Origin of the sequence: Pyxidicoccus sp. MSG2, from assembly GCF_026626705.1 — a bacterium.
GTDB lineage: Bacteria > Myxococcota > Myxococcia > Myxococcales > Myxococcaceae > Myxococcus.
In genome coordinates this window covers 10,424,465-10,448,646 of record NZ_JAPNKC010000001.1, presented here as the reverse complement: position 1 = coordinate 10,448,646, position 24,182 = coordinate 10,424,465, and the positions used below count along the sequence as shown (strand labels likewise).

The following is a 24,182-nucleotide window of genomic DNA, read 5'->3' as shown; positions in this document are numbered from 1 at the left end:
GTTCAGGTGGAAGTGGAGGAGCCCGGCTCGGGCTCCGAGGGTTTCAGCAGTCGGACGATGGCGTCCGGCATCCGGACGGGCTTGCCGTCGCGCCCCACGCAGGCATGCAGGGTACGGCCAGTGCACAGCAGCGTGCGTGGCTCGCCCTCGCGGAAAAGCTCGTAGGTGAACACGATGGACGCGCGGCGCAACTCGCTCACCGTGACGCGGATGACAATCAGGTCCTCGTAACGGGCGGGGGCGCGGTACTGACAGCTCGCCTCCGCGACGGGCAGCTGCGTGCCGGAGCGCTCCAGCTCGGAATAGCTGCCGCCCTTCGCACGGAAGTACTCGCTTCGGGCGAACTCGAAGTAGCGGAAATAGTTCGCGTAGTAGACGACACCCATTTGATCGGTGTCGCCGTAGATGACGCGAAGCCGGGCCTCGACCATGAAGCGGCGACCGTAACAGGGCGGTGTTCGGCGTCCAAGCAGTCGCGCGGGATGTTGGTTGCTTCCCACCACCGCACCAGGGCAGCTTCTAATACGTATGATTCGAGCACTCCTGTTGATGACGGCCCTGGCCGCCCTGCCCGCCTCGGCCCGTGCGCCGCGGCTCACGCTGTTCATCACCGTGGATGCGCTCGGTAGCGACGTGCTGCTGCGCAACCGGCCCCGGCTCCAGGGAGGCCTGGGACAGCTGCTCAACGCGGGTGCCTTCTACCCGTACGCGCGCTACGGCTACGCGGAGTGCCGCACCGCGCCGGGCCACACCACCCTCTCCACGGGCGCCAACCCATGGCGTCACGGCATCGTCGACAACCGCTGGGTGGATCGCGCCACGGGCAAGCCGGTGAACTCCTTCGTGGACCCGGCGCACCCGGTGCTGGAGGTGCCGCTGGCGCCGGAGCAGGACGCCAGCCCGGCGAACCTCATGGTGGAGACGCTGGCGGACAGGCTCCGGGTGGCGACGCAGGAGCGCGGCAAGGCGGTGGCGGTGTCGCTCAAGTCCCGCGCGGCCATCGCCCTGGCCGGGCGCCTGGGCCAGGCGTGGTGGTTCGACGACGGCGTGGGAAAGTTCGTCACGGGCACCTGGTACACGAAGGAGTTCCCCGCGTGGGTGAAGGAGCTGAACGCGCGGAAGCTGCCGGAGTCCTTCTTCGGGAAGAAGTGGGAGCTGTCGCGTCCGCGCACGGAGTACGTGGGCGAGGACGACCGCCCCTACGAGGTGAATGCGTACGGCCTGGGCCGCACCTTCCCGCACCCGCTCGACGGGGGGCTCCCGTCGCCGGGGTTGACGTTCTACCGGGCGTTCGGCGTGTCTCCCGACGCCCATGACGTGCTGGTGGAGGCGGCGAAGGCGGCGATTGTCGGCGAGGGGCTGGGCAAGGACGAAGTGCCGGACCTGCTCGCGGTGAGCGTCAGCGGGACGGACCTGGTGTTCCACGAGTTCGGTCCGTACTCGTGGGAGATGCAGGACTCGGTGCTGCGGCTGGACAAGGCGCTGGGAGACCTCATCGCCGCGGCCGAGCGCGCGGCGGGAGGCCGGGCCAACCTGGTCATCGCGCTGGCGGCGGACCATGGCGGCGCGGCGCCGCCGGAGCAGTGGGCGGCGCAGGGGCTGCCGGCGCAGCGAATCAACCCGACGACGCTGGCCCAGGCGCTGACGCAGGAGCTGCGCAAGCAGTTCGGCGGCGACGTGACGGCCACGATCGAGGAACTGGACGTGTACCTCTCCGGCAAGTCGCTGGAGGGAGGCAAGACGGACGGCGCGGCGGTGCGGCGCGCGGCGGCGACGTGGCTGGCGAAGCAGCCGGCGGTGGTGGCGGCGGTGGCACGGGACGACCTGTTCACCGCGCCGGACGTGGGGGGCCATCTCGCGCCGCTGCGCAAGGGCTACTACCCGGAGCGCGGCGGGGACGTGCTGTACATGCTCAAGCCCTTCACCCTGCTCTATGCGGACCCGGAGGGGACGAGCCACGGCACGCCGTACGCGTACGACTCGCAGGTGCCCGTGGTGTTCGCGGGCAAGGGCATCAAGCCGGGCGTGTACATGGAAGAGATGGACCCCATCGACGTGGCGCCCACGCTGGCGGCGCTGATGGAGATGGGCATGCCCGCGTCGGCGGAAGGCAAGCCGCGCGCCGAAGTGCTCACCGGCAAGTGAGCTTCACGCAGTAGTTGGCTCGTGCGCGTGCGGGTCCGCGATCGCGGATCACGCCACTCGTGCGCGTGCTGCTTCCTCTCCGCACAGGCCACCGAGCGCTTCCCCGCCTCGCCGGTCCCTACATGGAATTTCCGGGTGGGTCAGTGCCACCCTGGCCGCGCTTCATCCTCCAGTTAACAGAACGAACGGGAGTTCCGAATGCGTGGGAATGTGGCGCGGAGTTACGCGCTCGCGGTGCTGACCCTTGCCTGCCAGGCCTCCGCGGCCGTGAGCAAGGACATCGTGGCCGGGGACCGTCGCAGTGCAGCGACGGTGCAGTCACAGAACGCCTATGCCAGCTACGTGTCACCCGCCGACAAGGTGGTTCACGTCAGCCTCACCGGCAGCGACTCCACGGGTGACGGCAGCGCGGCCAGACCGTGGCGTTCGGTGGTGCGAGCGGTGCGCGGCCTGCCCGCCGGCTTCACCGTCTACGTCCACGCAGGCACCTACGACGCGGTGCAGGTGGACCTGGCCTCCGCTTCGGCCCTCGACGGCACGGCCGCTGCGCCCATCACCGTGCGCGGTGCGCCCGGCGAAGCGAAGCCGGTGCTCAAGAGCAACGGCAGCGCGCCCATCTTCCGCCTCAACCGGCGGTACTGGATTCTCGACGGGCTGGAGCTGGACGGCCGCTATGCGCGGACGCACGTGGTGCTCTTCCGCTCGGACCACCTGACGCTGCGCAACAGCCTGGTGCGCGACGCCTCGCTGGACGCGCTCAACGTGCAGGCCCAGTACGTCCTCATCCAGGGCAACGAGCTTCGCAACACCTTCGAGCACACCGCGGGCAGCGCCCGGGGCGTGGCCTGCACCACGCACGCGGACTGCTCCGCCGGCAGCTTCTGCAAGCCCGAGTACGACGCGTCCAACGTCCTGCGCCGCTACTGCCGTGAGCGCGATGACGGCCACGCCATCGTCGTCCTGTCCGACTCGCACTCCGTGCTGGTGAAGGGCAACACCATCCACGACAACACCGGTGACGGGCTCCAGTGCGCCGGCCCGCTCTATGGCTACACGCCCGGAGCGCGGCCCGCGGACATCACGCTGGAGGACAACGACATGTTCACCAGCCCGGCCAACCAGGGCGTGGTGGAGGAGGCCGCGGACATCAAGGACTGCGACTTCATCACGCTGCGCCGCGAGCGCTACCACGGCTTCCGCGCCGCGAAGGACTCCAGCGGCACGCTCCGGGGCGGAGGCACCACCATCTTCCACTTCAGCGCCCAGGGCATCCGCGTGGAGGACTCCGAAATCTCCGACGCCTGCATGGGCGTGGGCGTCGGCAACAGCGCCACCGACCCGGTGGCAAACATCGTCGTGGCCCGCACCCGCTTCCACCACCTGTACTGGGGCGAGAAGGGCTGCGGCAACAACAGCACCTCGGGCACCGCCCTGTACGTCCAGAAGCTCGATGGTGGCGACTTCTTCCACAACACCATCTCCCAGGCGGGCCGCATGGGCGTCGTCATCTCCGGCGCGGGGTGGACGGTGCGCAACATGGACTTCTGGAACAACGTCATCTCGCTGTCCGCGGCCGGCTCGCGGTGGCTGGTGACGGACGGCCACTACCTCGTGGACTTCGAGTCCGATGGGAATCTCTACTCCCATGCGGACGGCTCCGCCGCGCACCTCGCCTGCGACTTCGCCCAGGGCGACAAGGACCTGAGCGGCTGGCGCAGCAGCGCCTGCGCCATCGGCGGACTGACGCTGAGAGACCCGACCAGCGCGGTGGCGGCGCCGGCCTTCACGCAGGAGTCCGCGGGCGATTTGACGCTCCAGTCGACGTCGCCCGCGGTGGACAGCGCGCTGAACAACACGGGCGCCACCTTCTGCGGGAGCGCGCCGGACAAGGGCGCGCTGGAGCGCTGCACGACGACGACTCCGCCCCCCACGGGCGGGGACCTGCTGTGGCAGCAGCAGACCGGCACGTCCTCGGACGAGTACGGCTATGCGGTGGCGGCGGACCCGAACGGGGGCGCCTACGTGGCGGGCTACTCGCTGGGCGCGTTCGACTACGACAACCAGGGCGGCCGCGACGCGGTGCTGCGGCACTACAGCGCCTCGGGCAGCCGGGACTGGGGCCGGCAATTGGGCGCCGCGGGTGACGAGCACGCCTACGGCGTGGCGGCCACCTCCACGGCCGTCGTCATGGGCGGCAACGCGAGCAGCGGCCTCGCGGATGAGGCGTATCTCGGAGGCACCTCCGACGGCTTCGTCGCGAAGTACAACACGCTGGGGACACGCGAGTGGGTGCGCATGCTGGGCACGGCCGCCGAGGACTCGGTGCGGGCGGTGGCCACGGACGGAACGAACTTCTTCGTCGCGGGCTACACCTCGGGCTCGCTCCAGGGCACCAACGCCGGGCTGAAGGACGCCTTCGTGGCGAAGTACAGCGCGACGGGCGGCCTCCTCTGGGTGCGCATGCTGGGCACGTCCTCGGACGACCTCGCCTACGGCGTGGCGGCGGACTCCGGCGGCAACGTCTACGTGACGGGCGTCACCAGCGGCTCCATGCAGGGGGCCGCGAGCAGCGGCGGCCAGGACGTCTTCCTCGCGAAGTACAGCGCCACGGGCACGCTGTCGTGGGTGCGCCAGTGGGGCAGCGCTGGCAACGACGTCGCGCAGGACGTGGAGGTGGATGGCACGGGCGCCATCGTCGTGGGCGGGTCCACCACGGGCGCGCTGGCGTTCGACAACCAGGGTGGCTCGGATGCCTTCGTGTCGCGCTGGACGAGCTCGGGGGACCGCCAGTGGGCCCGCCAGCTCGGCACCGCCGCGGATGAGTTCGGCTACGGCGTGGCCACCGACTCCAGCGGCACCGTGTACCTGGCCGGCTCCAGCACCGGCACACTGGCTCCGGGTTACGCGGGCGGCTTCGACGCGTACCTCGCCCAATATGCCGGTGATGGCACCCGGGGCTGGACACAGCACCTGGGCTCCGCCACGGACGAGGTGGCGCTGGGTGCGGCGACACTGACCGGCAACGGCGTGTACCTCGTGGGCGGCACCATGGGCACCCTGCCCGGCCAGACGAGCGCGGGTGGCAAGGACCTCTTCCTGGGCCGCTACTCGCCGTGAGCCGTGCCGGAGGGGGGCGCCAGTTCGGGCCCCTCTCCGGGAGAAGCAGCGAAGGGCCATGGCCGCGTCAGCCCCGGCCCTCGCATGCGCTCTACGCCGGCTTCGCCTTGCGCGGCTTCTTCGCCGTGCCGGTGATTTCCAACGACAGGTCCATGGCCCGCGCGGAGTGCGTCAGCGCGCCCATGGACACGAAGTCCACGCCCATCTTCGCCAGGCGGGGCAGCCGGTCCAGGGTGACGCCGCCGGAGACCTCGAGCGGAACGCGGCCATTCGTGAGCTTCACCGCCTCGCGAATCTGCGCGTCGTCCATGTTGTCGAGCATCACCACGTCGGCGCCGTGCTCAATCGCCTCGGCGAGCTGCTTGAGGTTGGTGACCTCGATTTCAATCTTGGCCAGTCGGGGCCCGTGCAGCTTCGCGAGGCGGAGGGCCTCGGAGATGGAACCCCCCACCGCCGCGATGTGATTGTCCTTGATGAGGACGCCATCGAAGAGGCCGAAACGGTGGTTGGAGGCGCCGCCCATGCGGACGGCGTCCTTGGCCAGCGTGCGCATGCCCGGAGGCGTCTTGCGGGTATCCAGCACCTTCAGCTTGGACCCCCGCACGGACGTCATCGCCTGCTGCGCCAGGGTGGCGATGCCCGCGGCTCGCTGGACGAGGTTGAGCGCGGTGCGCTCCGCCACCAGCAGCGAGCGCAGCCGCCCGTGGCAGCGCGCGGCGACCACCTTGGGTTTGATCTCCTCGCCGTCACGGCGGATCAGCTCCACCTCGACGTCGGGGTCCACCTTGTGGAACACGCGGATGAAGGCCTCCATCCCCGCGAGCACCAGTTGCTCCTTCGCGACCAGCTCCGCGCTGCCCTCCGCATCCGGAGGAATGAGGGCCTGCGAGGTGACGTCTCCCGCCGCCCCCAGGTCCTCATCGAGGGCGAGCGCGATGAGACGGTCGAGGTAATCCTGCTGCACGTCGCCTCCAGTTACCGCCGGGCCTTCGCCCGTGCCGTGGGCTTCGCCCGGGTGGCCTTCTTCGCCGCCGCCTTCTTCGCGGAGGCCTTCTTCGCGGGAGCCTTCCGACCCGCCGCCTTCTTCGCCGCCGCCTTCTTCGCGGGGGCCTTCTTCGCCGGAGCCTTGCCCGCGGCCTTCTTGGCGGGGGCCTTCTTCGCCGCGGCCTTCTTCGCCGGAGCCTTGCCCGCGGCCTTCTTGGCGGGGGCCTTCTTCGCCGCTGCCGCCTTCACGGGGGCCTTCTTCGCCACGGCCTTCTTCGCGGGAGCCGCGGCCTTCTTCGCGGGAGCAGCCGCCTTCTTCGCGGGCGCCGCCGGGGGGGCAGCCTGCTTCGCCAGCTTGTCGCCCTGCACCTTCGCCGGAGCGGACGGCGTCTTCTTCGCCGGGGCCGGGCGCTTGGGCTTCGCCGCCGGCACCTGCTTCGCCAGCTTGTCGCCCTGCGCCTTCGCCGAAGCGGAGTCCTCGTCCGTGCCGGTGGCCGGCGCCTCGGCGTCGCCCTCCTTGGCCCGGTTGAACTCGCGCATCGCGTCGTCCACGAGCCCCATGCTCATGTACGCGACGCCGAGGTCCTGGTGGTCGGCCGCGGACAGGCCCTCCTTGGTGCGCTCCCGCAGCTTCGCGAGCGCGTCCTGGACCTGCGAGTCCTCGGCCTCGGGCGCGCCGCCCGAGTCACCCATCTCACCCTTCAACTCCCGGCCCAGGTCCACACCGCCCTTCTCTTCCTGCGTCGGGGCGGCCTTCACCTGGGCCTGGGCGGAGGGGGAGACGGCCTCCTGGGACGACGACGTGCTGCTCTCAGACGGCGTGTTCTCGGGCATGGCGGGCTCCGGGGCAATCCGCTGCAGGTGGTCCTGAAGCTTGGCCTTGCGCTCGTTCAGCTCCTCGACGCGGGCACGGTCCTTCACCACCACGTCCGGCGGCGCCTTGGCCACGAAGTTGGGGTTCTCCAGCTTGCGCAGCACGCCGGCCACTTCCTGCTCGGCGCGGGCAATCTCCTTCTTCAACCGCTCGCGCTCCGCGTCCAAATCGACGAGGCCCGCCAGCGGGACGTAGATCTCCAGATTCGAGCCCACGAAGGCGGCGGCCTGCGGCGGCTTCGCGCCCGGCGCGCCCACCTGCACCTCGGAGAGGCCGGCCAGCGGCATGAGGTAGCCACGCCACCGCTCCAGCAATTCGCGCGTGCGCGCGTCCGGGCTCTGCACCACCGCCTTCACCTTCGTGGCGGGCGGCAGGTTGCTCTCGCCGCGGATGGTGCGCAGGCCTTCAATCGCGGCGATGACGGGCGCCATCTCCGCTTCGGCCGCCTCGTCCACCAGCGCCGCCTCCGGCGTGGGGAACGGGGCAATCATGATGCTGGCCGTCGGCCGGGACATCGGCAGCTTCTGCCAGATCTCCTCGGTGATGAACGGCATGAACGGATGCAGCAGCCGCAGGATGCGGTCCAGGCTGAACACCAGCACCGCGCGGGTGGAGTCCTTGGCCTCCGCGTCCTCGCCGTACAGCGAGCCCTTGGCCAGCTCGATGTACCAGTCGCAGAACTCGGCCCAGAGGAACTGGTACAGCGTGGAGGCGGCCTCGGCGAAGCCGAACTCCTCCAGCGCCTTGTGCGTCTCGGTGGTGGCGCGCTGCAGCCGGGAGAGAATCCACCGGTCCGCCAGCGTCAGCTTGCGCTCGGTCAGCGGGCGCGCGTCGAGCTGGAAGTCGCCCATGTTCATCAGGGCGAAGCGGCTGGCGTTCCACAGCTTGTTGCAGAAGGCCTTGTAGCCAGCCAGCCGGTCCATGGACAGCTTGATGTCCCGGCCCTGCTGGGTGAGCGTCGCGAGCGTGAAGCGCAGCGCGTCCGCGCCGAACGCCGGCATGCCCTGCGGGAACTTGTTCTTCAGCGTCGGCTGGAGCTTGTCCGCCGGAGCGCCGAGGACGATGTCCAGGGGATCGATGACGTTCCCCTTCACCTTGGACATCTTCTCGCCCTTCTCGTCGCGCACCATCGCGTGCAGGTAGACGGTGCGGAAGGGCACATCCCCCATGAAGTGCAGGCCCATCATCATCATCCGGGCGACCCAGAAGAAGATGATGTCGCTGCCCGTCTCCATGACGGACGTCGGGTAGAAAGTCTTCAGCTCGGGCGTCTCGCGCGGCCAGCCCAGCGTGGAGAACGGCCACAGCGCGGACGAGAACCACGTGTCCAGCACGTCCGAGTCCTGGATGAAGGACGCGCCGCCGCACTTCGGGCAGGACTTCGGCTGCTCGCGAGCGACGATGGGCTCCGCGCGCGCGAAGTCCACCCCGCCCACCTTCACCGTGGGCGCGTCCAGCGGCAGGTCCGTGTCATCGCCCTGCCGGGGGCTGCACGAGGTGCAGTAGTACGCGGGAATCTGGTGGCCCCACCACAGCTGGCGGCTGACGCACCAGTCGTGGATGTTGCGCATCCAGTGGAAGTACGTGTTCGTCCACGCCTCGGGGACGAACTTCGTGCGCCCCTGCCCCACCGCTTCAATCGCCGGCTTCGCGAGCGGCTCGATCTTCACGAACCACTGCGGCGACAGGCGCGGCTCCACCACGGTGGCGCAGCGCTGGCACGTGCCGACGGAGAGCTTGTGCGGCTCCTCCTTGTCCAGCAGCCCCTGCTCCGTGAGGTCCGCGAGCACCTGCTTGCGCGCCTCGAAGCGGTCCAGGCCGGCGTACTTGCCGGTGTCCTTCGTCATCCGGGCCGCGTCGTCCAGGATGGTGAGCATGGGCAGCTTGTGCCGCAGGCCCGTCTGGTAGTCGTTGAAGTCGTGCGCGGGCGTCACCTTCACCACGCCGGTGCCGAACTTCGGATCCACCAACTCCGCGTCCGCGATGATGGGAATCTCGCGGTCCGTCAGCGGCAGCTTCACCGTCTGCCCGGCCAGGCCCGTGTAGCGCTCGTCGTCCGGGTGGATGGCCACCGCGGTGTCGCCCAGCATCGTCTCCGGGCGCGTGGTGGCCACGGTGAGCGTGCGGTCGCTGTCCTTCACGGGGTAGCGGATGTGCCAGATGGAGCCGTTCTTCTCCTCGTGCTCCACCTCCAGGTCACTGAGGGCGGTGCGGCACGAGGGGCACCAGTTGATGAGCTTCTGGGCCCGGTACATCAGGCCCTCTTCGTACAGGCGGACGAAGACCTCGCGCACCGCGGCCGAGGACTGCTCGTCCATGGTGAAGCGCTCGCGGCTCCAGTCCAGGGACGCGCCCAGGAAGCGGTGCTGCTCGCCGATACGGGCGCCGTATCTGGCCTTCCACTCCCAGACGCGCTCGAGGAACTTCGCGCGGCCCAGGTCGTGGCGGCTCTTGCCCTCGGTCTTCTTCAGCTCCTTCTCCACCACCATCTGCGTGGCGATGCCGGCGTGGTCCGTACCGGGGAGCCACAGGGCATTGAAGCCGCTCATCCGCTTCCAGCGGGTGAGGATGTCCTGGATGGTGGCGGTGAGGGCGTGGCCGATGTGCAGGCTGCCCGTCACGTTGGGCGGCGGCAGGACGATGGAGAAGGCCGGCTTGTCGGAGGTCGCCTCGGCGCGGAAGTAGTTCTTCTCCAGCCAGAAGGCGTAGTTGCGGGCCTCGACCTCGGTCGGCTCGTAGGCCTTGGACAGTTCAGTGGTGTCGGTCATTGCAGACGGCCGGCCCCGGGGACGGGGCCGGCGGGAGGGTCAGGAGGGTACGGCGTAGAACGCCTCAGTGCTGCGTCTCTCGGTCCTTGATGAGCCGCTCGAGCTCCTCACGGATGATGGTCTCCGCGAGCTGCGGTACGACCTCCCAGGCAATCTTCTCGATGACCTCGCGGGAGGCCTTCGACAGCGCCTCGCGCAGCTGTGCCTCGCCACCGTCGGCAGCCGCGGGACGGGCCGCGGCCGGAGCGGCGGCGGGACGGGCGGCGACCGGAGCGGGTGCCGGCGGGCCCCCCATGTCGAGGGAGATCTCCTCCGCGCCCTGGGTGTCCGGCAGCGAGTCCTCGATGCTGATGGACGGCTGGGCAGCGGCCTGCGGCGCGGCGGGAGCGCCCAGCCCGAACGGATCCCTCGCACGGGCGGCCGGCTGCGGCGCGGGGGCCGGAGCGGGAGGCAGCGGCGCGCCCCCCGGAGGAGGCCGCGGGAAGCCCGACTGGGTGCCCTGCGGAATGCCCGGACGGGCCATGCCCGGAGGCTGCGCACCCGGCGGCACGCCCGGACGCGGCGGCATGCCCGGCGCGGGAGCCCCCGGCGGAGGCGGCACGCCCGGACGCGCGGCGGCGCCCGGAGGCGGCATGCCCGGCCCGGGAGGACGCGGCGCGCCCGGAGGCATGCCCGGCCCGGGAGGACGGGCCATGGGGCCCGGAGGCATGCCCGGCCCCGGAGGACGCGGCGCGCCTGGAGCACCCGGCGGCATGCCCGGCCCCGGAGGACGGGCCATGCCCGGAGGCGGTGCGCCGGGGCCCGGAGGACGCGGCGCGCCCGGAGCGCCCGGCGGCATGCCCGGCCCTGGAGGACGCGGGAAGCCCGACTGGGTGCCCTGCGGAATCCCCGCCGGACGGGCGGCCGCAGTGGGCGCAGGCTGGGGCGCCGGGGCCGCAGGCGTGGGGGCAGCGGGCTGGGCCGACGGCGGCATCACCCGCGTGGCCATGGAGGCCGGCATGGTGTTGGACTTCTGGCCCACCAGCGCCTTCACCTTGTCGAGCAGCACCTGGCTCTCGAAGGGCTTGGCGATGTGGTCATCCGCGCGGGCGGCGCGGGCGCGGTTCTCGTCGAACGCCTCGAAGGTGCCCGCCAGCAGCACCACCGGGATGCCCTGGGTCGCCGGGTCGCTCTTCAGCGCCTCGCAGACCTCGTAGCCACTCTTGCCCGGCATCATCACGTCGGCGAGCACGACGTCAGGGCGCAGCTCGCGGACGCGGGAGATGGCGTCGAGCCCGTTGTCCACCGCGGTCACCTGAAAGTCCTCGGTCGCGAAGATCATCCCGATCACCTTGCGGATGGTGAGCGAGTCATCGGCGACCAGCAGATTCTTGGGCATCGGTTCGGGCCTCGGGGGGGCGTCTACCCCTCTGAATTCGTTGGGGATTCCTGCCGCTAAAAAGCCAGGTCGCGGCACTCTATCAAGCGGGGCAGCTTACGGGTCGCGCTCCAGGACGATCAAGAAAACATGCGCTGCAGGTCCAGGAACAACACGGGGCCGGGCAGACCGGGTGCGCGAAAGGAGCCCGCGGTCTCGTCCGGCTCGAAGCGGTGCAGCACGCCAAGCACCCGGGTGGCCGTCAGCCCCACGTTCCGGCCGGCGAGCTCGGTGAGGATGAAGAAGGACTCGGCGACCGGGGCCGCGCCCAGCAGCGCGGGGACGGAGCAGATGGGCCAGAGCACCTGTGCATGTGGAAAGATACCGGCCACCGGTCCGCTCTGCACGGGTAGGACGCTGAAGGCGCCCCCCCGCTCCACCACCTGTGACACCAGGACCAGCGGGACGCCGAACAGGCGCCCCTGGGACTCGAAGATGAGCGCGCGCTCGGGCGCGGCCTCGGCCCAGTGCACGGGGCGCAGGGGGGCGGGCGACAGGTGGGGGCCCACCCGGTGGGGCAGCGCCTCCGCGATGAGCTCCAGGTAGAGCCGCTCCTTGTGCAGCACCGCGCCGCGACTCAGGGGCGCCAGCGAGTCCGCCAGTCCGGGCGGCAGCAGGAAGAAGGGCGCGCGGGCGACGTCGGCCACCTCCACGACGGAGCGTACGCGCACGGCCAGCGTCGGGCTGACGTCGAGCACCACCACCATGCCCGCTCCCTCCTCCGGAGGGCCGCCGAGCAGGGCGGACAGGTCCTTCACCTCCAGCACGCCGCGGAGGCTCCCGCCGTTGGCGCCGGGGATGGCCACCTCCATGACGGAGGTCGCCTCCACCGCGTAGCGCGTCTCTCCTGCCTCGACGAGCAGGCAGAGCCGGCGTCCGCTTTCGAAGGGTGACACGGCCCTACCCTAGCAGCCTTCCACCCCTTGGTGCTAAGCCCTTCTCAGATGGCGCGAATCCTCCTCGTCGACGACGAAAAGATCGCCCGCACCCTCTACGGCGACTACCTCACGGCCGTGGGCCACGCCGTCACGGCCGTGGGCACGCTGCAGGACGCCCGGGAGGTCCTCGCGGCGGACCGCTTCGATGCGGTGGTGACGGACCTCATCCTCCCCGGCGGCGACGGCATGGAGGTGCTGCGCTACGTGCGCGACCGCCATCCCGGCGTGGAGGTGGTGGTCATCACCGGCCTGGAGAAGGTGGACCCCGCCGTGCGCGCCATCAAGAGCGGCGCGGCCGAGTACCTCGTCAAGCCCGTGGCCCCGGAGGCCCTCCAGCACGCCGTCCGCCGCGCCCTCACCACCCGGGACTTGATGCAGGAGAACGCGTCCCTGCGCCGGCACGTCGCCATGCTGGAGGCCGGGCAGCGCATCGCCACCACGCTGGACCGGGAGAAGCTGGCCACCGCCACCGCGGGCGCGCTGCAGGCCATGGCCGCCGCCACCGCGGTGGTGCTGTTGGAGCGGGACGCCTCCGGACTGCGCCTCCAGGGCACGCGCGGGTTGCCCTCCGCGGTGGAGGAGTCACTGGTCGCCACGCTCATCTCCCACCTGGCGGACGCGCGCGCCCCTCGTGAGCTCGAGGGGCTGGACGCGTCCTTCCCGCGTGCCCTCTCCATCCCCGCCGTGGAGGGCGAGTCGGTGCTGGGGCACGCGGTGCTCTTCTTCCGCGGCGCCGGCGCGGAGTGGACGGGCGAGACGGCCGGCTACCTCGTGCGCAACTGGGCGCTGGCGCTGCGCAACCTCGGGCGCTTCGCGGCGGTGGAGGACCTGGCGTACGTCGACGACCTCACCCGCCTCTTCAACACGCGCTACCTGCACATGGTGCTGGACCGCGAAGTCCAGGACTCGGTCCAGACGCAGCGCCCCTTCAGCCTGCTGTTCCTGGACCTGGACCACTTCAAGTCCATCAACGACACGCACGGCCACCTCGTGGGCTCCAAGCTGCTGGTGGAGACGGCACGCGTGGTGAAGGGCTGCGTGAGAGACCCGGACGTGGTGGCCCGCTACGGCGGCGACGAGTACGTGGTGCTGCTGCGGAACACCGACTCGGGCGGGGCGCTCAAGGTGGCGGAGCGCATCCGCCGCACCATGGAGACGCACCGCTTCCTCTCGCGCGAGGGGCTGTCGCTGGGCGTCACCACCTGCATCGGCGTGGCCAGCTTCCCCGAGCACGCCCGGGACAAGGCCACGCTGTTGGACCTGTCCGACCGGGCCATGTACCGGGGCAAGCGCGGCACCCGGAACGTCGTCTACATGGCGGCCATGGACCTGGAAGCCCCGCCGGCGGAGCGCCGGCAGTCGGTGCCGGACCGGAGCTAGCGGCGCAGGCTGCCCACGGTGAGATGCTTCGCGGGGTTGGTCTCCGCGACGGTGCGCGCTTCCCCGCCTTCCTTGCCCACGGCCTCCACCGCCTCGTGCGGCGCGCCCGTGGTGATGAGCGTGTACTTCTCGGACGCCTCGCGGTCGTGCTGGGCCTGCTCCGGGTCCAACCGGGCGATGAGCTGCCAGAAGAGGGCGGCGTGCTCGCGCTCCTCGTCCATGACGTGACGGAGGATGGCCTTGGCGTCCTCGTTGTCGGTGGCGTCGATGTGCGCGGCGTACAGATTGATGGCGTCCAGCTCCGCTTCGATGTTCAGCCGGATGGAGCGAGCCAGCTCGGTGTCCGTCATCTTCCGGGGCACGAGCGAGTGGAACGGGTTGGTCTGCGGCATGAAGGCCCTCCCGAGGCCGGGCGCGAGGAACGCGGGCGAGCATCCGCGCCCCCCGGGCCCGGGTCAACGGAATCCCTTCGCCCGCGTTGCGTAGAAGCCGCTGCCTCCGTCATGCTCAGGAAATGGAAACACCCGCGCCGCTCTCCCAACTGCTCCAGGCCCTGGAGGCGGGGGACCTGCCAGCCGCGCGCGCGGCGGCGGCGGCACTGCAACGTGCGGGCGCCCAGTCGACCCAGCTCGCCGCGGAGGTGCTGCACGAGCTGCGGCAGCCGCTGCTGGGCGTGAAGGCCTACGCACAACTCCTGGCGGAGGACGGCGGCCCCTCCGGCCCGCTGAGGCTCCTGCTGGCGCAGGTGGAGCGGATGGAGCAGATCGTCTCCGACTACATCCGCCTGGCCAGCGAGCGCCCCGCACCCCAGCAGAGCCTGTCCCTGGCGGCCCCCATCTGGGCGGCGGCGAAGCTCTTCAGCATCAACCCGGACTCCGCGCGCATCTCCCTGGAGGTGGAGGCGCCCGAGGACATCACCATCCAGGGCAACGCGCGGCTCATCGAGCAGCTCACGCTCAACCTCCTGAACAACGCGCGCGACGCCATGGCCGGGCGCGGCCGCGTGAAGGTGGTGCTCACGCGCGAGGGCTCGTCGCCGGTGCTGTACGTGGCGGACTGGGGCCCGGGCATTCCCGAGGAGCTGCGCGAGCGCATCTTCGAGCCCTACGTCACCGCCAACAAGCGGGGCACGGGGCTGGGGCTCGCGGTGTGCCGGCGCATTGCCCAGGAGCACCGCGCGCAGGTGGGCCTGGCGGCCCCGGGCGTCGTCCGCGACGTGCCGCCGCCAGCCACCGTGTTCCGGGTGCTCTTCCCGACGTCGGACACGCCGACCGCGCGGCGCCAGCGGCTGCTGGTGGTGGACGACGAGACCATCATCCGCATGGTCTTCCGCGACCTGATGGGCAAGGAGTGCGAGGTCATCGAGGCGGCCAGCGGCGAGGAGGCACTCGACCTGCTTCGCCAGGCGCCGGTGGACCTCATCGTCACGGACAAGAACCTGCCGGGCCTGTCCGGACTGGAGCTGGCGCAACAGGCGCGGCGGCTCTACTCCAACTCGCGCGTCATCCTGATGACGGGCTACCCGTCGCTGGTGACGACGCAGCAGGCGCTGGAGCTGGGCGTGGTGGACTACATGCTCAAGCCCTTCGACGACATCCGGGAGGTGCGCACGCTCTTGCGCACGGCGCTGTCGGCGCAGTCGGCCCCGCTCGCGTTGAGGACGGCGACGGAGGTGCGGCGGGTGGACGTGCTGGAGGACAACCCGACGACGGCGCGGCTCATCACCGAGGCGCTGACGATGGTGGGGCTGGAGGCGCGCATCCTCCCCTCGGCCGAGCTGATGGCGATGGCGAAGCCGGCGGGCGTGGTGGTGAGCTGGGACTTCGCGCCGGCCTACGGGCGCAAGGCGCTGGAGCTGGGCAAGGCGCTGGCGCAGGGCGCGCCCTTCGTCGTGCTGGCCGAGCACCTCACGATGGAGACGGCGCTGGAGTCCCTGCGCGCCGGTGCCGCCGCGTGTCTGCCCAAGCTGCTGTCCGACACCACGGCCCTCAGCCGCGAGCTGAGCCGTGCCTTCAAGAGAGAAGTCCCATGAAACGCACGCTCCTGTCCGTCCTGCTGCTCGCGGTGGCCTGCTCCTCGGGGTCGTCACCGCAGCCGGGACGGCCGGACGCGGGCGGGACGGAGGACTCCGGGACGGGCGGCGACGACGCGGGCGTCACGGAGGACGGTGGCACGGAGCCAGACGGAGGCACCGAACCCGACGGAGGCACGGAGCCTTCCGACGCGGGCACGGAAGACGACGCGGGCACGGGCGTGGACGGTGGAAGCACGGATGCGGGCACGGCCGACGGTGGAGTCTGCGAGGCCCCCGCCGGGCAAACCGGAACGGAGCTGGCCACGCGGTTGAACACGCCGCGCCGGCTCGCCCTGGACGCGACGGACCTCTACATCTCCGAGTCGCATTCGCTGAATCCCCAGCAGCCGACTCCGGGCGCGGGCCAGGTGCTCAAGCTCTCTCGCTCGGGCGGCACTGCCGCGCCCTTTGCCTCGGGCTTTCGCGCACCGGACGCCATCGCGGTGGATGCGACGAGCGTCTACGTGCTGGACCTGGACGGGCTCTGGCGCGTGGACAAGGCGACGGGGAAGCGGGGTGACCTGCCCATCGACGCGACGCTCAACAACGTCACCGTCGGTGGCACGGAAGTGCTGCGCGCCACCCTCTCCGGCCGCGACGTGCTGGTGGTGGCCACGGGCAACCGGTGGCTGCTCCGGGTGGACACCGACGGGAACAACCGCCAGGAGCTGTACGCCGGCCCGAGCGCGGCCCGGGTGCGAGGCGCGCGGGTGGTAGGCACGGACGTGTGGTTCCTCGTTACCGGAGGCACCACTCCGGGCCTCTACCGCGTCCCATTGGATGGCAGCGCGTCCGCTGAACACCGGGATGCAACGGTGACGCAGGGCAGTTCGCTGGAGGTGACGCCCACACACTTCCTCATCACCGAAGGGAGCGGCGGCACCGGCCGGCTCCTCGAGTTGCCACGAGGAGGAGGCACGGCTGGGGTCCTCGCCGAAGGACTCCAAGGACCCATGTTCCCGGTGGAGCTGAACGGGGTGGTCTACTTCAAGGAATCGCGCGCCGACAGCGCGGACTTCCTGCGCCGCGTGCGACCCTGCGCGCCCGGCACCTCGGACCCGGTGGGCCCCTCGGGCACGGGCCCGGGCGGCCTGCTGGTGGACGGCGAGACGCTCCTCTACACGTCGCAGGAGAGCGGCACCGGGGGCGCGGTGGGCCGGGTGCCCTGAAGCACGGCGCAGCCCCTCCCCTGCCCCGGAAAAAGCCACGGCCCCGGCGCCTCTCGAGGAGGCATCCAGGGCCGCGTCCCAACATCAAGAATCCATCACCGACCCGGCGGGCCCGAGGCGACTGCCCCGGGCTGCTGGAGGCGGCTCAGTACTCCATGTCGTCGCCGCCGTAGTCCGGCATCCCACCGCCGCCGCCGCCGCCGTTCTTGCCCTTCTTCTTCGCGGGGCGGTCGGCGATCATCGCCTCCGTGGTCAGCAGCAGCGAGGCCACGGACGCGGCGTTCTGCAGCGCGGTGCGCTCGACCTTCGTCGGGTCGATGACGCCGGCCTTCTCCAGGTCCTCGTACACATCGGTACGGGCGTTGTAGCCGAACGCGCCCTTGCCCTCGCGGACCTTGTTGATGACCACGGCGCCCTCGACGCCTGCGTTGCTGGCAATCTTGCGCAGCGGCTCCTGGAGCGCGCGGCGGATGATGTCCACGCCGAAGTCCTGCTCACCGCCCAGCTTCAGCTTCTCCAGCGCGGTCAGCGTGCGCAGGTAGGCCACGCCGCCGCCAGGGACGATGCCCTCCTCGACGGCCGCGCGAGTCGCGTGCAGCGCGTCCTCCACGCGGGCCTTCTTCTCCTTCATCTCCGTCTCGGTGGCGGCGCCCACGTTGATGACGGCCACGCCGCCCACCAGCTTGGCCAGCCGCTCCTGGAGCTTCTCGCGGTCGTAGTCGCTGGTGACGGTGTCGATCTGCGAGCGGATGAGCTTGATGCGGCCCTCAATCTCGCCCTTGGCACCGGCGCCGTCGACGATGGTGGTGTTGTCCTTGTCCACCGTGATGCGCTTGGCGCGGCCCAGGTCGTTCAGCGTCAGGTTCTCGTACTTGTGGCCGAGTTCCTCGCTGACGACCGTGCCGCCCGTCAGGGTGGCGATGTCCTTCAGCATCTCCTTGCGGCGGTCACCGAAGCCCGGGGCCTTCACCGCGGCCACGTTCAGCACGCCGCGGATCTTGTTCACCACCAGGGTGGCCAGCGCCTCGCCCTCGATGTCGTCGGCGATGATGAGCAGCGGCTTGCCGGAGCGGGCCACCTGCTCGAGGATGGGAATCATGTCCTGCATCGAGGAGATCTTCTTCTCGCTGATGAGGATGTAGGGGTCGTCGACGACGACCTCCATGCGCTCGCGGTTCGTCACGAAGTACGGAGAGACGTAGCCGCGGTCGAACTGCATGCCTTCCACCACGTCGAGGTTGGTCTCCAGGCCCTTGGCCTCCTCGACGGTGATGACGCCCTCCTTGCCCACCTTCTCCATCGCGTCCGCGATGATGCCGCCGATGGTCTCATCGCCGTTGGCGGAGATGGTGCCCACCTGCGTGATGGCCTTCTTGTCGGCGGTGGGCTTGGAGAGCTTCTTCAGCTCCTCCACCACCACCTCGACGGCCTTGTCGATGCCGCGCTTGAGGTCCATCGGGCTGTGGCCGGCGGCCACCAGCTTCAGGCCCTCCTCGTAGATGGAGCGCGCCAGCACCGTCGCGGTGGTGGTGCCGTCACCAGCCTTGTCGGAGGTCTTGGACGCGACCTCCTTCACCATCTGCGCGCCCATGTTCTCGAACTTGTTCTCGAGATCGATCTCCTTGGCGACGGTGACGCCGTCCTTGGTGATGGTGGGCGAGCCGAAGCTCTTCTCGATGACGACATTGCGGCCCTTGGGGCCGAGGGTCACCGCGACAGCGTCCGACAGAGTCCGGACACCGCGCAGGATGGCCTCACGCGCGGACTGGTGGAAGAAAATCTCCTTCGCTGCCATCGCAACCTCCTGAATTTCCTGGGGATTTTATTGATACGACACAGGCCGTTAGCACTCGGCCATGGCGAGCGCCAACATAAGGGCCAGCCCAACGATGTCAACCAGGAAGGGCGGACCTGTGGGCGAGCGGACGCGACCAGAGGCCCTGGGTGCAGGCCACCACGGGGCTCCCTGCCGGGTTACTCGGCGAAGCGCACGAGGGTGAGCAACTGCCCCATGTCCAGCGGCTTGCGGAGCGTCAGGGCGACGCCCTTTCTCAGGCCGCGGTCGGTGATGCCCTCTTCCGTGCTGCCCGTCATCAGGAGGACGGGAACGGCCTGGAAGCGGGGGTCCGCCTTGAGCATCTCCGTGAAGTGGATGCCGTCCAGGTGGGGCATGAGGTAGTCGGTGATGACCATGCCCACCTGGTTGCGCTCCAGGATGTCGAGCGCCTGCAAGGCGTCCGCCGCCGAGTACACGGTGTACCCATGCATCTCCAGGAAGCGAGAGAGCATGGTGCACAGCTCGAGATCGTCGTCGACGACAAGGATGTTCACGGGACGTTCCGTCGCGCTTGGACGGGGGGCGGAACGTAACAGCCGTGGCCGTCGTTGACAACGCTCGCTGTGCCTTCATATGTGCCGGCCCATGGGGAAGCGGACCGCGAAGCGAGAGGGGGTGGCGGGGATGGAGGCTCGACTGGACGCGGTGGCGGACGCCTTCGAGACGGGTGACTTCGAGGCGGCCCTGTCCGGAGCGGAGGGGTTGCTGGCGGACGCACCCGAGCTGCCCGAGGCCCTCCACTTCCGGGCGGCGGCCCTGGTGGAACTGGGCCGGCTGGAGGAGGCCGGCCGGGCCTACGGACAGGCCCTGAAGCTGGCGCCCGAGGACCCGGAGGTGCTCCTGGGCGCCGCGGACTGCCTGGTGTGCCGCACCGGGGAGGACCGGGAGGCGGTGGCGGAGGGGCTCGCCCTGTGTGCGCGAGGCCGGCGCCTGGCCCAGAAGGCCGATGATGTGGAGCTGCTCTACGAATTCCTCCTCCTGGAGGGCATGGGGCTGAACCAGATGGGCGAGTGCGCCACGGCGCTGGCGAGCCTGGACGAGGCGCTCCGGCACCTGCCGCGCTCGGTGGACGCGCAGCTGGAGCGAGGCATCGCCCTGTTCGAGCTGTGCCGCTTCGAGGAGGCCCGGGCCGCCTTCGACAAGGTGCTGAAGGACATGCCGGACGAGGCGTGGGCGCACCACTACCTGGGGCTGATGGCGGAGCGGCGCGGGGACGAAAAGGAGGCGAAGAAGCGCTTCGGGAAGGCGGAGGCGCTGGTGCCCGAGGAGTTCCCTCCCCCGGTGCAGCTGGCGGAGGAGGAGTTCGACCGCGCGGTGGAGGACGCGGTGAAGGCCCTGCCCCACCACGCGAAGCAGTACCTGGACAACGTGACGATTGCCGTGGAGGACCTGCCCTCGGACGAGGACCTGCTGGGCCAGGACCCGCCGCTATCCCCGAGCATCCTCGGGGTGTTCCGGGGCACGCCCGTGGGCGAGCGCAGCGTGACGAACGCGTATGACCACTTCCCCGCGTCCATCGTGCTGTACCAGAAGAACCTGGAGCGCTTCGCGAGGACGCGCGAGGAGCTCATCGAGCAGATTGGAATCACGGTGATGCACGAGGTCGGTCACCTCATGGGACTGGATGAGGACGACCTGTGGCAGCGGGGGCTGGACTGACGGACGCGGCGCGAGTGGCAGCGAGCGTCTGGCGGATGCCCTCGCTGTAGGGCGTCTTGTGCACGGTGCCCAGCAGCCCCCGCAGCGCCGAGTCGTCCATGAGGACGGGCTCGGTGAGCAGGTAGTGCATCTCCACCAGCTCCTTCATGAACGGGTCGAAGAGGCCCATCAGCCGGAGCATCCCCTTCCCTGACGCCATGAGCTTCGGCGGCCGGCCGGCCTGGGCGAAGATTTCATTCACGAGCGCGCGCTGGGTGGTGACGCCCGCGCCGGCGAGGTTCCACCAGCGGCCGTACGCGCGGGGCTCGTCCATGAGCGCGGTGACGACGGGGCCCACGTCGGGCACGTAGACGAACTCGTGCGGCGAGTCGATGGGGCCGATGAGCTGGGCGCGCGTGCCCTGCGTCGCGGCGAGGAAGGGGCGGTAGAGGAAGCTCTTGTCCACGCCGGGGCCGTAGAAGTCGGGGAGGCGGAGGATGGTGCCGCGGATGCGGCCGGCGGCGTGCTCGGCGAGAAGGAGGTCCTCCTGCTCCTTGCGCATGCGCCCCTTGAAGGTGTGCGGCTCGCGGGGGTGGTCCTCGGTGACGGGCGTGGTGCGGGGGCGGCCGTACGGGTACACGGTGCCGATGAGGAGCACCTGCTGCACGCCCTCGGCGATGGCGGCGTCGAGCGTGCGGCGCATGAGCTGCGGGTGGAGGTGGAACTGCCAGTAGTTCACCCCCACCATGTAGATGAGCGTGTGGATGCCCCGGGCCGCGGCTCGGATGGAGTCCATGTCCTCGGGGTTCCAGGTGGCGACCTCCGCCAGCGGGTCCGCGCCGAACTCACGCTGGAGCCCGGCCTTCGAGCGACCCACCACCCGGTAGGCCCGCCCCTGCGCCTTGAGGGACCGCGCCACGCTCTGCCCGATGACGCCCGATGCGCCGAACAACGCCACCTTGTCCATGTCGTGCTCCCTTGTTCCGAACGACGGATGATTCATGAACACCGTTCTGTGAACGGTGTTCATTTACTGGTGGCCGTTCTGAACGTCAAGGCCTACAGTCAAGAACATGGGGATTTCGGAGCGAAAGGAGCGGCAGAAGGCGGAGCTGCGCGAGCAGATCGTCCGGGTGGCGCGGGACATGGTGATGCGCGAGGGCTTCGCGGCCCTCTCGATGCGCAAGCTGGCGGACGCGGTGGAGTACGCACCGGCGACGCTGTACCTGCACTTCGAGAACCGGGACGCGATTGCGCGCGAGCTGTGTGTCCGCGGGTTCCAGGACCTGCTGGCCGCGCTGGAGCCGGCGGCGAAGGTGGAGGAACCCCTGGAGCGGCTGGCGAAGATGGCCGAGGCGTACGTGAAGTTCGGCCTGGCGCAGCCGGAGCCCTACCGGCTCATCTTCATGGAGGACCCGAAGCTGTCGACGGCGCTGTTCAGCGACGCGGACGGCGCGGGGCCGAGATCCTTCGCCGTGCTGGTCCGTGTGTTCGAGGACTTGAAGGCCGCGGGACGGATTGCGGAGGACGCCGAGCCCTCGAAGCTGGCCGAGGTGCTCTGGGCGGGGCTGCACGGGATTGTGAGCCTGCGGCTCACGTGCACGGGCTTCAAGGGCTCACCCGCGGAGGAACTGGCGCAGTTGCTGGTGAGCACCCTGGTGAATGGGTTGCCCGGGCTGAAGCCGGGCAAGGCCGCGAAGAAGACGCGGTGAGGGCACGGCGCGTGGGTTGACGGGGCCCGGGGCGTGCGGCAGTAATCGACGGCGGTAGGGCCTCCGGACCTGGTGGCCGGCCCGGTCTTCAAAACCGGTGAGGGGCGCTGAGAGGCGTCCCTGGCGAGTTCGATTCCCGTGCCCTACCGCCACTTCACTCAATTCTGGACGTGGATGTGGGGACCGCCCCAGACCGCCTGTCCCGCCGGGCGTGTCCGCTCGTCGAGCACGGTGTAGCCACGCGCCCGGGCATCGGCCATGAAGGCGTCGAGGCGCTCCTGCGACACGCCGCGAGTGCGCACGTCGATGGCCCGCCCCAGGTAGTGCTTCGAGCCGACGTTGTGCTTTCCCTTGTTGGTCGAGGTAACGGTGAGGCCGTGCTGTTCCGCGAGCCGGGCCATCGCTTCGAACGGCTTGCCGGTCGTCGTCGACGGGGTGTTCACAGTATTGGCCTTCGTGAAGCTCGAGGACTTGTTGAGGGCCTCGAAGGTCCGCCGCCCCACCACGCCATCCGCCTTGAGTCCCATCGCGCGCTGGAAGTCTCGAACGGCCCTCTCCGTGGCGGGGCCGAACTTCCCGTCAGTCTTTCCAGGATTGAATCCCGCTGAGCGCAACCGGTCCTGCAAGCCCCGGACGGTGTCGTTCGTCGTCCCCTTGCGGAGCGAGCCGCTCGTATAGCCGAGCACGCTCGCCCGATCCGCGGCACGGGCCGCCGCCATCGAGTTCTTCGAGGAGAAGCTGCTCTCGGCGGAGTAGCCCTTCACGCTCGCCCGGTCCGCCGCTCGCGCGGCGGCCATCGAGCCAGAAGTCTTCGTCGAGGCCTTGGTCTCGGCGGAGTAGCCCTTCACGCTCGCCCGGTCCGCCGCCCGTGCTGCGGCCATCGACCCGGAAGTCTTCGTCGAGGCCTTGCTATCGGCGGAGTACCCACTCACGCTGGCCCGGTCCGCCGCCCGCGCGGCAGCCATCGAGCCAGTGGACTTCGAGGCGCTGCTCGCACTCGAACTCTTACCCGCGCTCGAACTCCCAGCCGACCGACCGGCGCCCGCGCTTCCGCTTCTACTACCGCTGCTTGCCGAGCCTGCGCCACCGACGGCCATGATGTCCTCCTTGAGGGGGAGAGGAGCGTCCGGGGGTATAGAGGCCCGGTCCTACGTGGATTCTCGAACGAGCGGTAACAGAGTTGCGTCCAAACTGTTGGAACCCTCGCGGCTCGCCTCAAAACCGGTGAGAAAGCCGAGGGGAAGGCTCAGCTCCAGGGCCGCAGCCAGAGCAGGTACCCGGCGAGCCCCACCTGCACGACCAGGGTCAGCAGTGCGCCCACCACCTGCACGCGGCTGGCCTTGATCAGGCCGAACGCGTGTGCCAGCCGCGCCACGAGCAGTGCGCCACCGAAGGCATGGAGCGCCATCGAGTTTCCGCCGCACAGCTCGGCCACCAGCAGCAGGATGAGCGCGAGGGGAACGTGCTCCACGTTGTTCCCGTGCGCGCGGATGGCGGCGATCAGGTCGGCGTGTCCACCATCACCGCGCCACACGTTGTGCTTGCCGCGCACGCGGCTGACGTTGATGGAGAGGCCCACCGTGAGGAAGGCGTTGAGCGCGCCGTAGAGCGCCGTCACGGGGACCGCGAGCAACGTCGTCCCGAGCAAGGTGTTGGTCAAGGGTGTGGTCCTCCAGCTGCGAGAGGCTCGGGACCGTATCCGCCAGACCGCAGCCCGCCCACGGTTTTCTAGGCGAAGTGCCAGCACACCCCGGCGGGGTCGATCAGGTGCACCTCGCGCAGGCCCCACGGATACACGGTCGGCGCCTTGGCGCGGACGCCAGGGTAGCGCTCCAGCACGCCGCACTCCTGGAGGTGCTTCCACCACGCATCCAGGTCATCCACCCGGACGAACATCATCAGGTTCTCCTGCACGACCGGGTTGTGGAAGTCCTGGAGGAGGAAGACCGCCGCACCGAGCTGCAGCTCCGCGAGCCCCTGCCCCTCCCAGTTCACCGTGAAGCCCAGCTCCAGGAAGAAGCTCCGGGCCGCCGCGAAGTCCTTTCCGGAAGGGATGAATGGCTTGAGCGCGGTGATGGTCATGGCGCCCGGAACATAGAGCCACTCCTGTCGCGGTAGCATCTGGAACC

19 protein-coding genes and 1 tRNA gene are annotated in these 24,182 nt (G+C 70.1%); 8 read left to right on the top strand and 12 right to left on the bottom strand.

Features of this window, described 5'->3' with window-relative positions; all coding sequences use genetic code 11:
* Positions 1-2 precede the first annotated feature (2 nt).
* Positions 3-431, bottom strand: coding sequence for an acyl-CoA thioesterase (locus OV427_RS40775; RefSeq protein WP_267861630.1), 429 nt, complete (start codon positions 429-431; stop codon positions 3-5).
* A 97-nt stretch (positions 432-528) separates the two neighbouring features.
* On the opposite strand from OV427_RS40775, the gene OV427_RS40770 reads away from it, so the two are divergent.
* Both OV427_RS40770 and OV427_RS40765 read left to right on the top strand, forming a co-directional pair.
* Entirely contained in the window at positions 529-2,145 is a 1,617-nt protein-coding gene (locus OV427_RS40770) for an alkaline phosphatase family protein (RefSeq protein WP_267861629.1), read from the top strand.
* 198 nt (positions 2,146-2,343) lie between these two features.
* The gene (locus tag OV427_RS40765; protein WP_267861628.1) at positions 2,344-5,262 is read left to right on the top strand and encodes an SBBP repeat-containing protein; all 2,919 of its coding nucleotides are present in this window, start codon (positions 2,344-2,346) and stop codon (positions 5,260-5,262) included.
* Positions 5,263-5,353: 91 nt separating this feature from the next.
* Here the strand turns inward: OV427_RS40765 and nadC are convergent, their stop codons facing one another.
* The 4 genes from nadC to OV427_RS40745 all read right to left on the bottom strand — a co-directional run bounded on the left by nadC (position 5,354) and on the right by OV427_RS40745 (position 12,201).
* Positions 5,354-6,226 carry a carboxylating nicotinate-nucleotide diphosphorylase gene (gene nadC / locus OV427_RS40760; RefSeq protein ID WP_267861627.1) on the bottom strand — a complete coding sequence of 291 codons (873 nt, stop codon included), beginning with the start codon at positions 6,224-6,226 and terminating at the stop codon, positions 5,354-5,356.
* Positions 6,227-6,237: 11 nt separating this feature from the next.
* Positions 6,238-9,888 (bottom strand): valine--tRNA ligase, encoded by a 3,651-nt coding sequence (locus OV427_RS40755; RefSeq protein WP_267861626.1) that lies wholly within the window; start codon positions 9,886-9,888, stop codon positions 6,238-6,240.
* A 64-nt stretch (positions 9,889-9,952) separates the two neighbouring features.
* The gene (locus tag OV427_RS40750; RefSeq protein ID WP_267861625.1) at positions 9,953-11,266 is read right to left on the bottom strand and encodes a response regulator; all 1,314 of its coding nucleotides are present in this window, start codon (positions 11,264-11,266) and stop codon (positions 9,953-9,955) included.
* A gap of 119 nt (positions 11,267-11,385) precedes the next feature.
* Complete coding sequence (locus OV427_RS40745) at positions 11,386-12,201, bottom strand: chemotaxis protein CheW (RefSeq protein WP_267861624.1); 816 nt, start codon at positions 12,199-12,201, stop codon at positions 11,386-11,388.
* 48 nt (positions 12,202-12,249) lie between these two features.
* Here OV427_RS40745 and OV427_RS40740 point away from each other — a divergent pair, with 48 nt between their 5' ends.
* Positions 12,250-13,623, top strand: coding sequence for a sensor domain-containing diguanylate cyclase (locus OV427_RS40740; protein ID WP_267861623.1), 1,374 nt, complete (start codon positions 12,250-12,252; stop codon positions 13,621-13,623).
* Here the strand turns inward: OV427_RS40740 and OV427_RS40735 are convergent.
* A complete protein-coding gene (locus tag OV427_RS40735; protein ID WP_267861622.1) occupies positions 13,620-14,015 on the bottom strand; it encodes a demethoxyubiquinone hydroxylase family protein in 396 nt (131 codons plus the stop codon). The two genes, OV427_RS40740 and OV427_RS40735, sit on opposite strands and share 4 nt — an antisense overlap.
* A 122-nt stretch (positions 14,016-14,137) precedes the next feature.
* On the opposite strand from OV427_RS40735, the gene sinK reads away from it, so the two are divergent.
* Positions 14,138-15,655, top strand: coding sequence for a hybrid histidine protein kinase/response regulator SinK (gene sinK, locus OV427_RS40730; protein ID WP_267861621.1), 1,518 nt, complete (start codon positions 14,138-14,140; stop codon positions 15,653-15,655).
* Complete coding sequence (gene sinM, locus OV427_RS40725; protein WP_267861620.1) at positions 15,652-16,866, top strand: signal integration modulator SinM; 1,215 nt, start codon at positions 15,652-15,654, stop codon at positions 16,864-16,866. The genes sinK and sinM overlap by 4 nt, the downstream gene beginning before the upstream one ends.
* 145 nt (positions 16,867-17,011) lie before the next feature.
* Here the strand turns inward: sinM and groL are convergent, their stop codons facing one another.
* Both groL and OV427_RS40715 read right to left on the bottom strand, forming a co-directional pair.
* Positions 17,012-18,661 (bottom strand): chaperonin GroEL, encoded by a 1,650-nt coding sequence (gene groL, locus OV427_RS40720; RefSeq protein WP_267861619.1) that lies wholly within the window; start codon positions 18,659-18,661, stop codon positions 17,012-17,014.
* Positions 18,662-18,840: 179 nt separating this feature from the next.
* The gene (locus OV427_RS40715; RefSeq protein ID WP_164000776.1) at positions 18,841-19,197 is read right to left on the bottom strand and encodes a response regulator; all 357 of its coding nucleotides are present in this window, start codon (positions 19,195-19,197) and stop codon (positions 18,841-18,843) included.
* Positions 19,198-19,288: 91 nt separating this feature from the next.
* Between OV427_RS40715 and OV427_RS40710 the strand changes: the two genes are divergently transcribed.
* Positions 19,289-20,362: a metallopeptidase family protein gene (locus tag OV427_RS40710; protein WP_267861618.1), complete on the top strand. Its 1,074-nt coding sequence runs from the start codon at positions 19,289-19,291 to the stop codon at positions 20,360-20,362.
* On the opposite strand, the gene OV427_RS40705 is transcribed toward OV427_RS40710, so the two are convergent.
* Entirely contained in the window at positions 20,316-21,308 is a 993-nt protein-coding gene (locus OV427_RS40705) for an NAD-dependent epimerase/dehydratase family protein (protein WP_267861617.1), read from the bottom strand. The two genes, OV427_RS40710 and OV427_RS40705, sit on opposite strands and share 47 nt — an antisense overlap.
* Positions 21,309-21,414: 106 nt before the next feature.
* Here OV427_RS40705 and OV427_RS40700 point away from each other — a divergent pair, with 106 nt between their 5' ends.
* Entirely contained in the window at positions 21,415-22,053 is a 639-nt protein-coding gene (locus OV427_RS40700; protein ID WP_267861616.1) for a TetR/AcrR family transcriptional regulator, read from the top strand.
* A gap of 53 nt (positions 22,054-22,106) precedes the next feature.
* Positions 22,107-22,205, top strand: a tRNA-Sec gene (locus OV427_RS40695).
* 6 nt (positions 22,206-22,211) lie between these two features.
* Here OV427_RS40695 and OV427_RS40690 read toward each other — a convergent pair.
* From OV427_RS40690 to OV427_RS40680, 3 genes are all read right to left on the bottom strand, one after another.
* On the bottom strand, positions 22,212-22,934 hold the full coding sequence (locus OV427_RS40690) for a peptidoglycan-binding domain-containing protein (RefSeq protein ID WP_267861615.1): 723 nt from the start codon (positions 22,932-22,934) through the stop codon (positions 22,212-22,214).
* Between the two features lie 365 nt (positions 22,935-23,299).
* On the bottom strand, positions 23,300-23,713 hold the full coding sequence (locus OV427_RS40685; RefSeq protein ID WP_267861614.1) for an MAPEG family protein: 414 nt from the start codon (positions 23,711-23,713) through the stop codon (positions 23,300-23,302).
* A 68-nt stretch (positions 23,714-23,781) separates the two neighbouring features.
* Positions 23,782-24,174: a VOC family protein gene (locus OV427_RS40680; protein WP_267861613.1), complete on the bottom strand. Its 393-nt coding sequence runs from the start codon at positions 24,172-24,174 to the stop codon at positions 23,782-23,784.
* Between the last annotated feature and the right edge of the window lie 8 nt (positions 24,175-24,182).

Coding starts and splice junctions, on each gene's coding strand:
- OV427_RS40775 (WP_267861630.1), bottom strand. CDS start 431: ATGGTCGAGGCCCGGCTTCGCGTCATCTACGGCGACACCGATCAAATG.
- OV427_RS40770 (WP_267861629.1), top strand. CDS start 529: ATGATTCGAGCACTCCTGTTGATGACGGCCCTGGCCGCCCTGCCCGCC.
- OV427_RS40765 (WP_267861628.1), top strand. CDS start 2,344: ATGCGTGGGAATGTGGCGCGGAGTTACGCGCTCGCGGTGCTGACCCTT.
- OV427_RS40755 (WP_267861626.1), bottom strand. CDS start 9,888: ATGACCGACACCACTGAACTGTCCAAGGCCTACGAGCCGACCGAGGTC.
- OV427_RS40750 (WP_267861625.1), bottom strand. CDS start 11,266: ATGCCCAAGAATCTGCTGGTCGCCGATGACTCGCTCACCATCCGCAAG.
- OV427_RS40740 (WP_267861623.1), top strand. CDS start 12,250: ATGGCGCGAATCCTCCTCGTCGACGACGAAAAGATCGCCCGCACCCTC.
- OV427_RS40735 (WP_267861622.1), bottom strand. CDS start 14,015: ATGCCGCAGACCAACCCGTTCCACTCGCTCGTGCCCCGGAAGATGACG.
- sinK (WP_267861621.1), top strand. CDS start 14,138: ATGGAAACACCCGCGCCGCTCTCCCAACTGCTCCAGGCCCTGGAGGCG.
- sinM (WP_267861620.1), top strand. CDS start 15,652: ATGAAACGCACGCTCCTGTCCGTCCTGCTGCTCGCGGTGGCCTGCTCC.
- groL (WP_267861619.1), bottom strand. CDS start 18,661: ATGGCAGCGAAGGAGATTTTCTTCCACCAGTCCGCGCGTGAGGCCATC.
- OV427_RS40710 (WP_267861618.1), top strand. CDS start 19,289: ATGGGGAAGCGGACCGCGAAGCGAGAGGGGGTGGCGGGGATGGAGGCT.
- OV427_RS40705 (WP_267861617.1), bottom strand. CDS start 21,308: ATGGACAAGGTGGCGTTGTTCGGCGCATCGGGCGTCATCGGGCAGAGC.
- OV427_RS40700 (WP_267861616.1), top strand. CDS start 21,415: ATGGGGATTTCGGAGCGAAAGGAGCGGCAGAAGGCGGAGCTGCGCGAG.
- OV427_RS40690 (WP_267861615.1), bottom strand. CDS start 22,934: ATGGCCGCAGCACGGGCGGCGGACCGGGCGAGCGTGAAGGGCTACTCC.
- OV427_RS40680 (WP_267861613.1), bottom strand. CDS start 24,174: ATGCTACCGCGACAGGAGTGGCTCTATGTTCCGGGCGCCATGACCATC.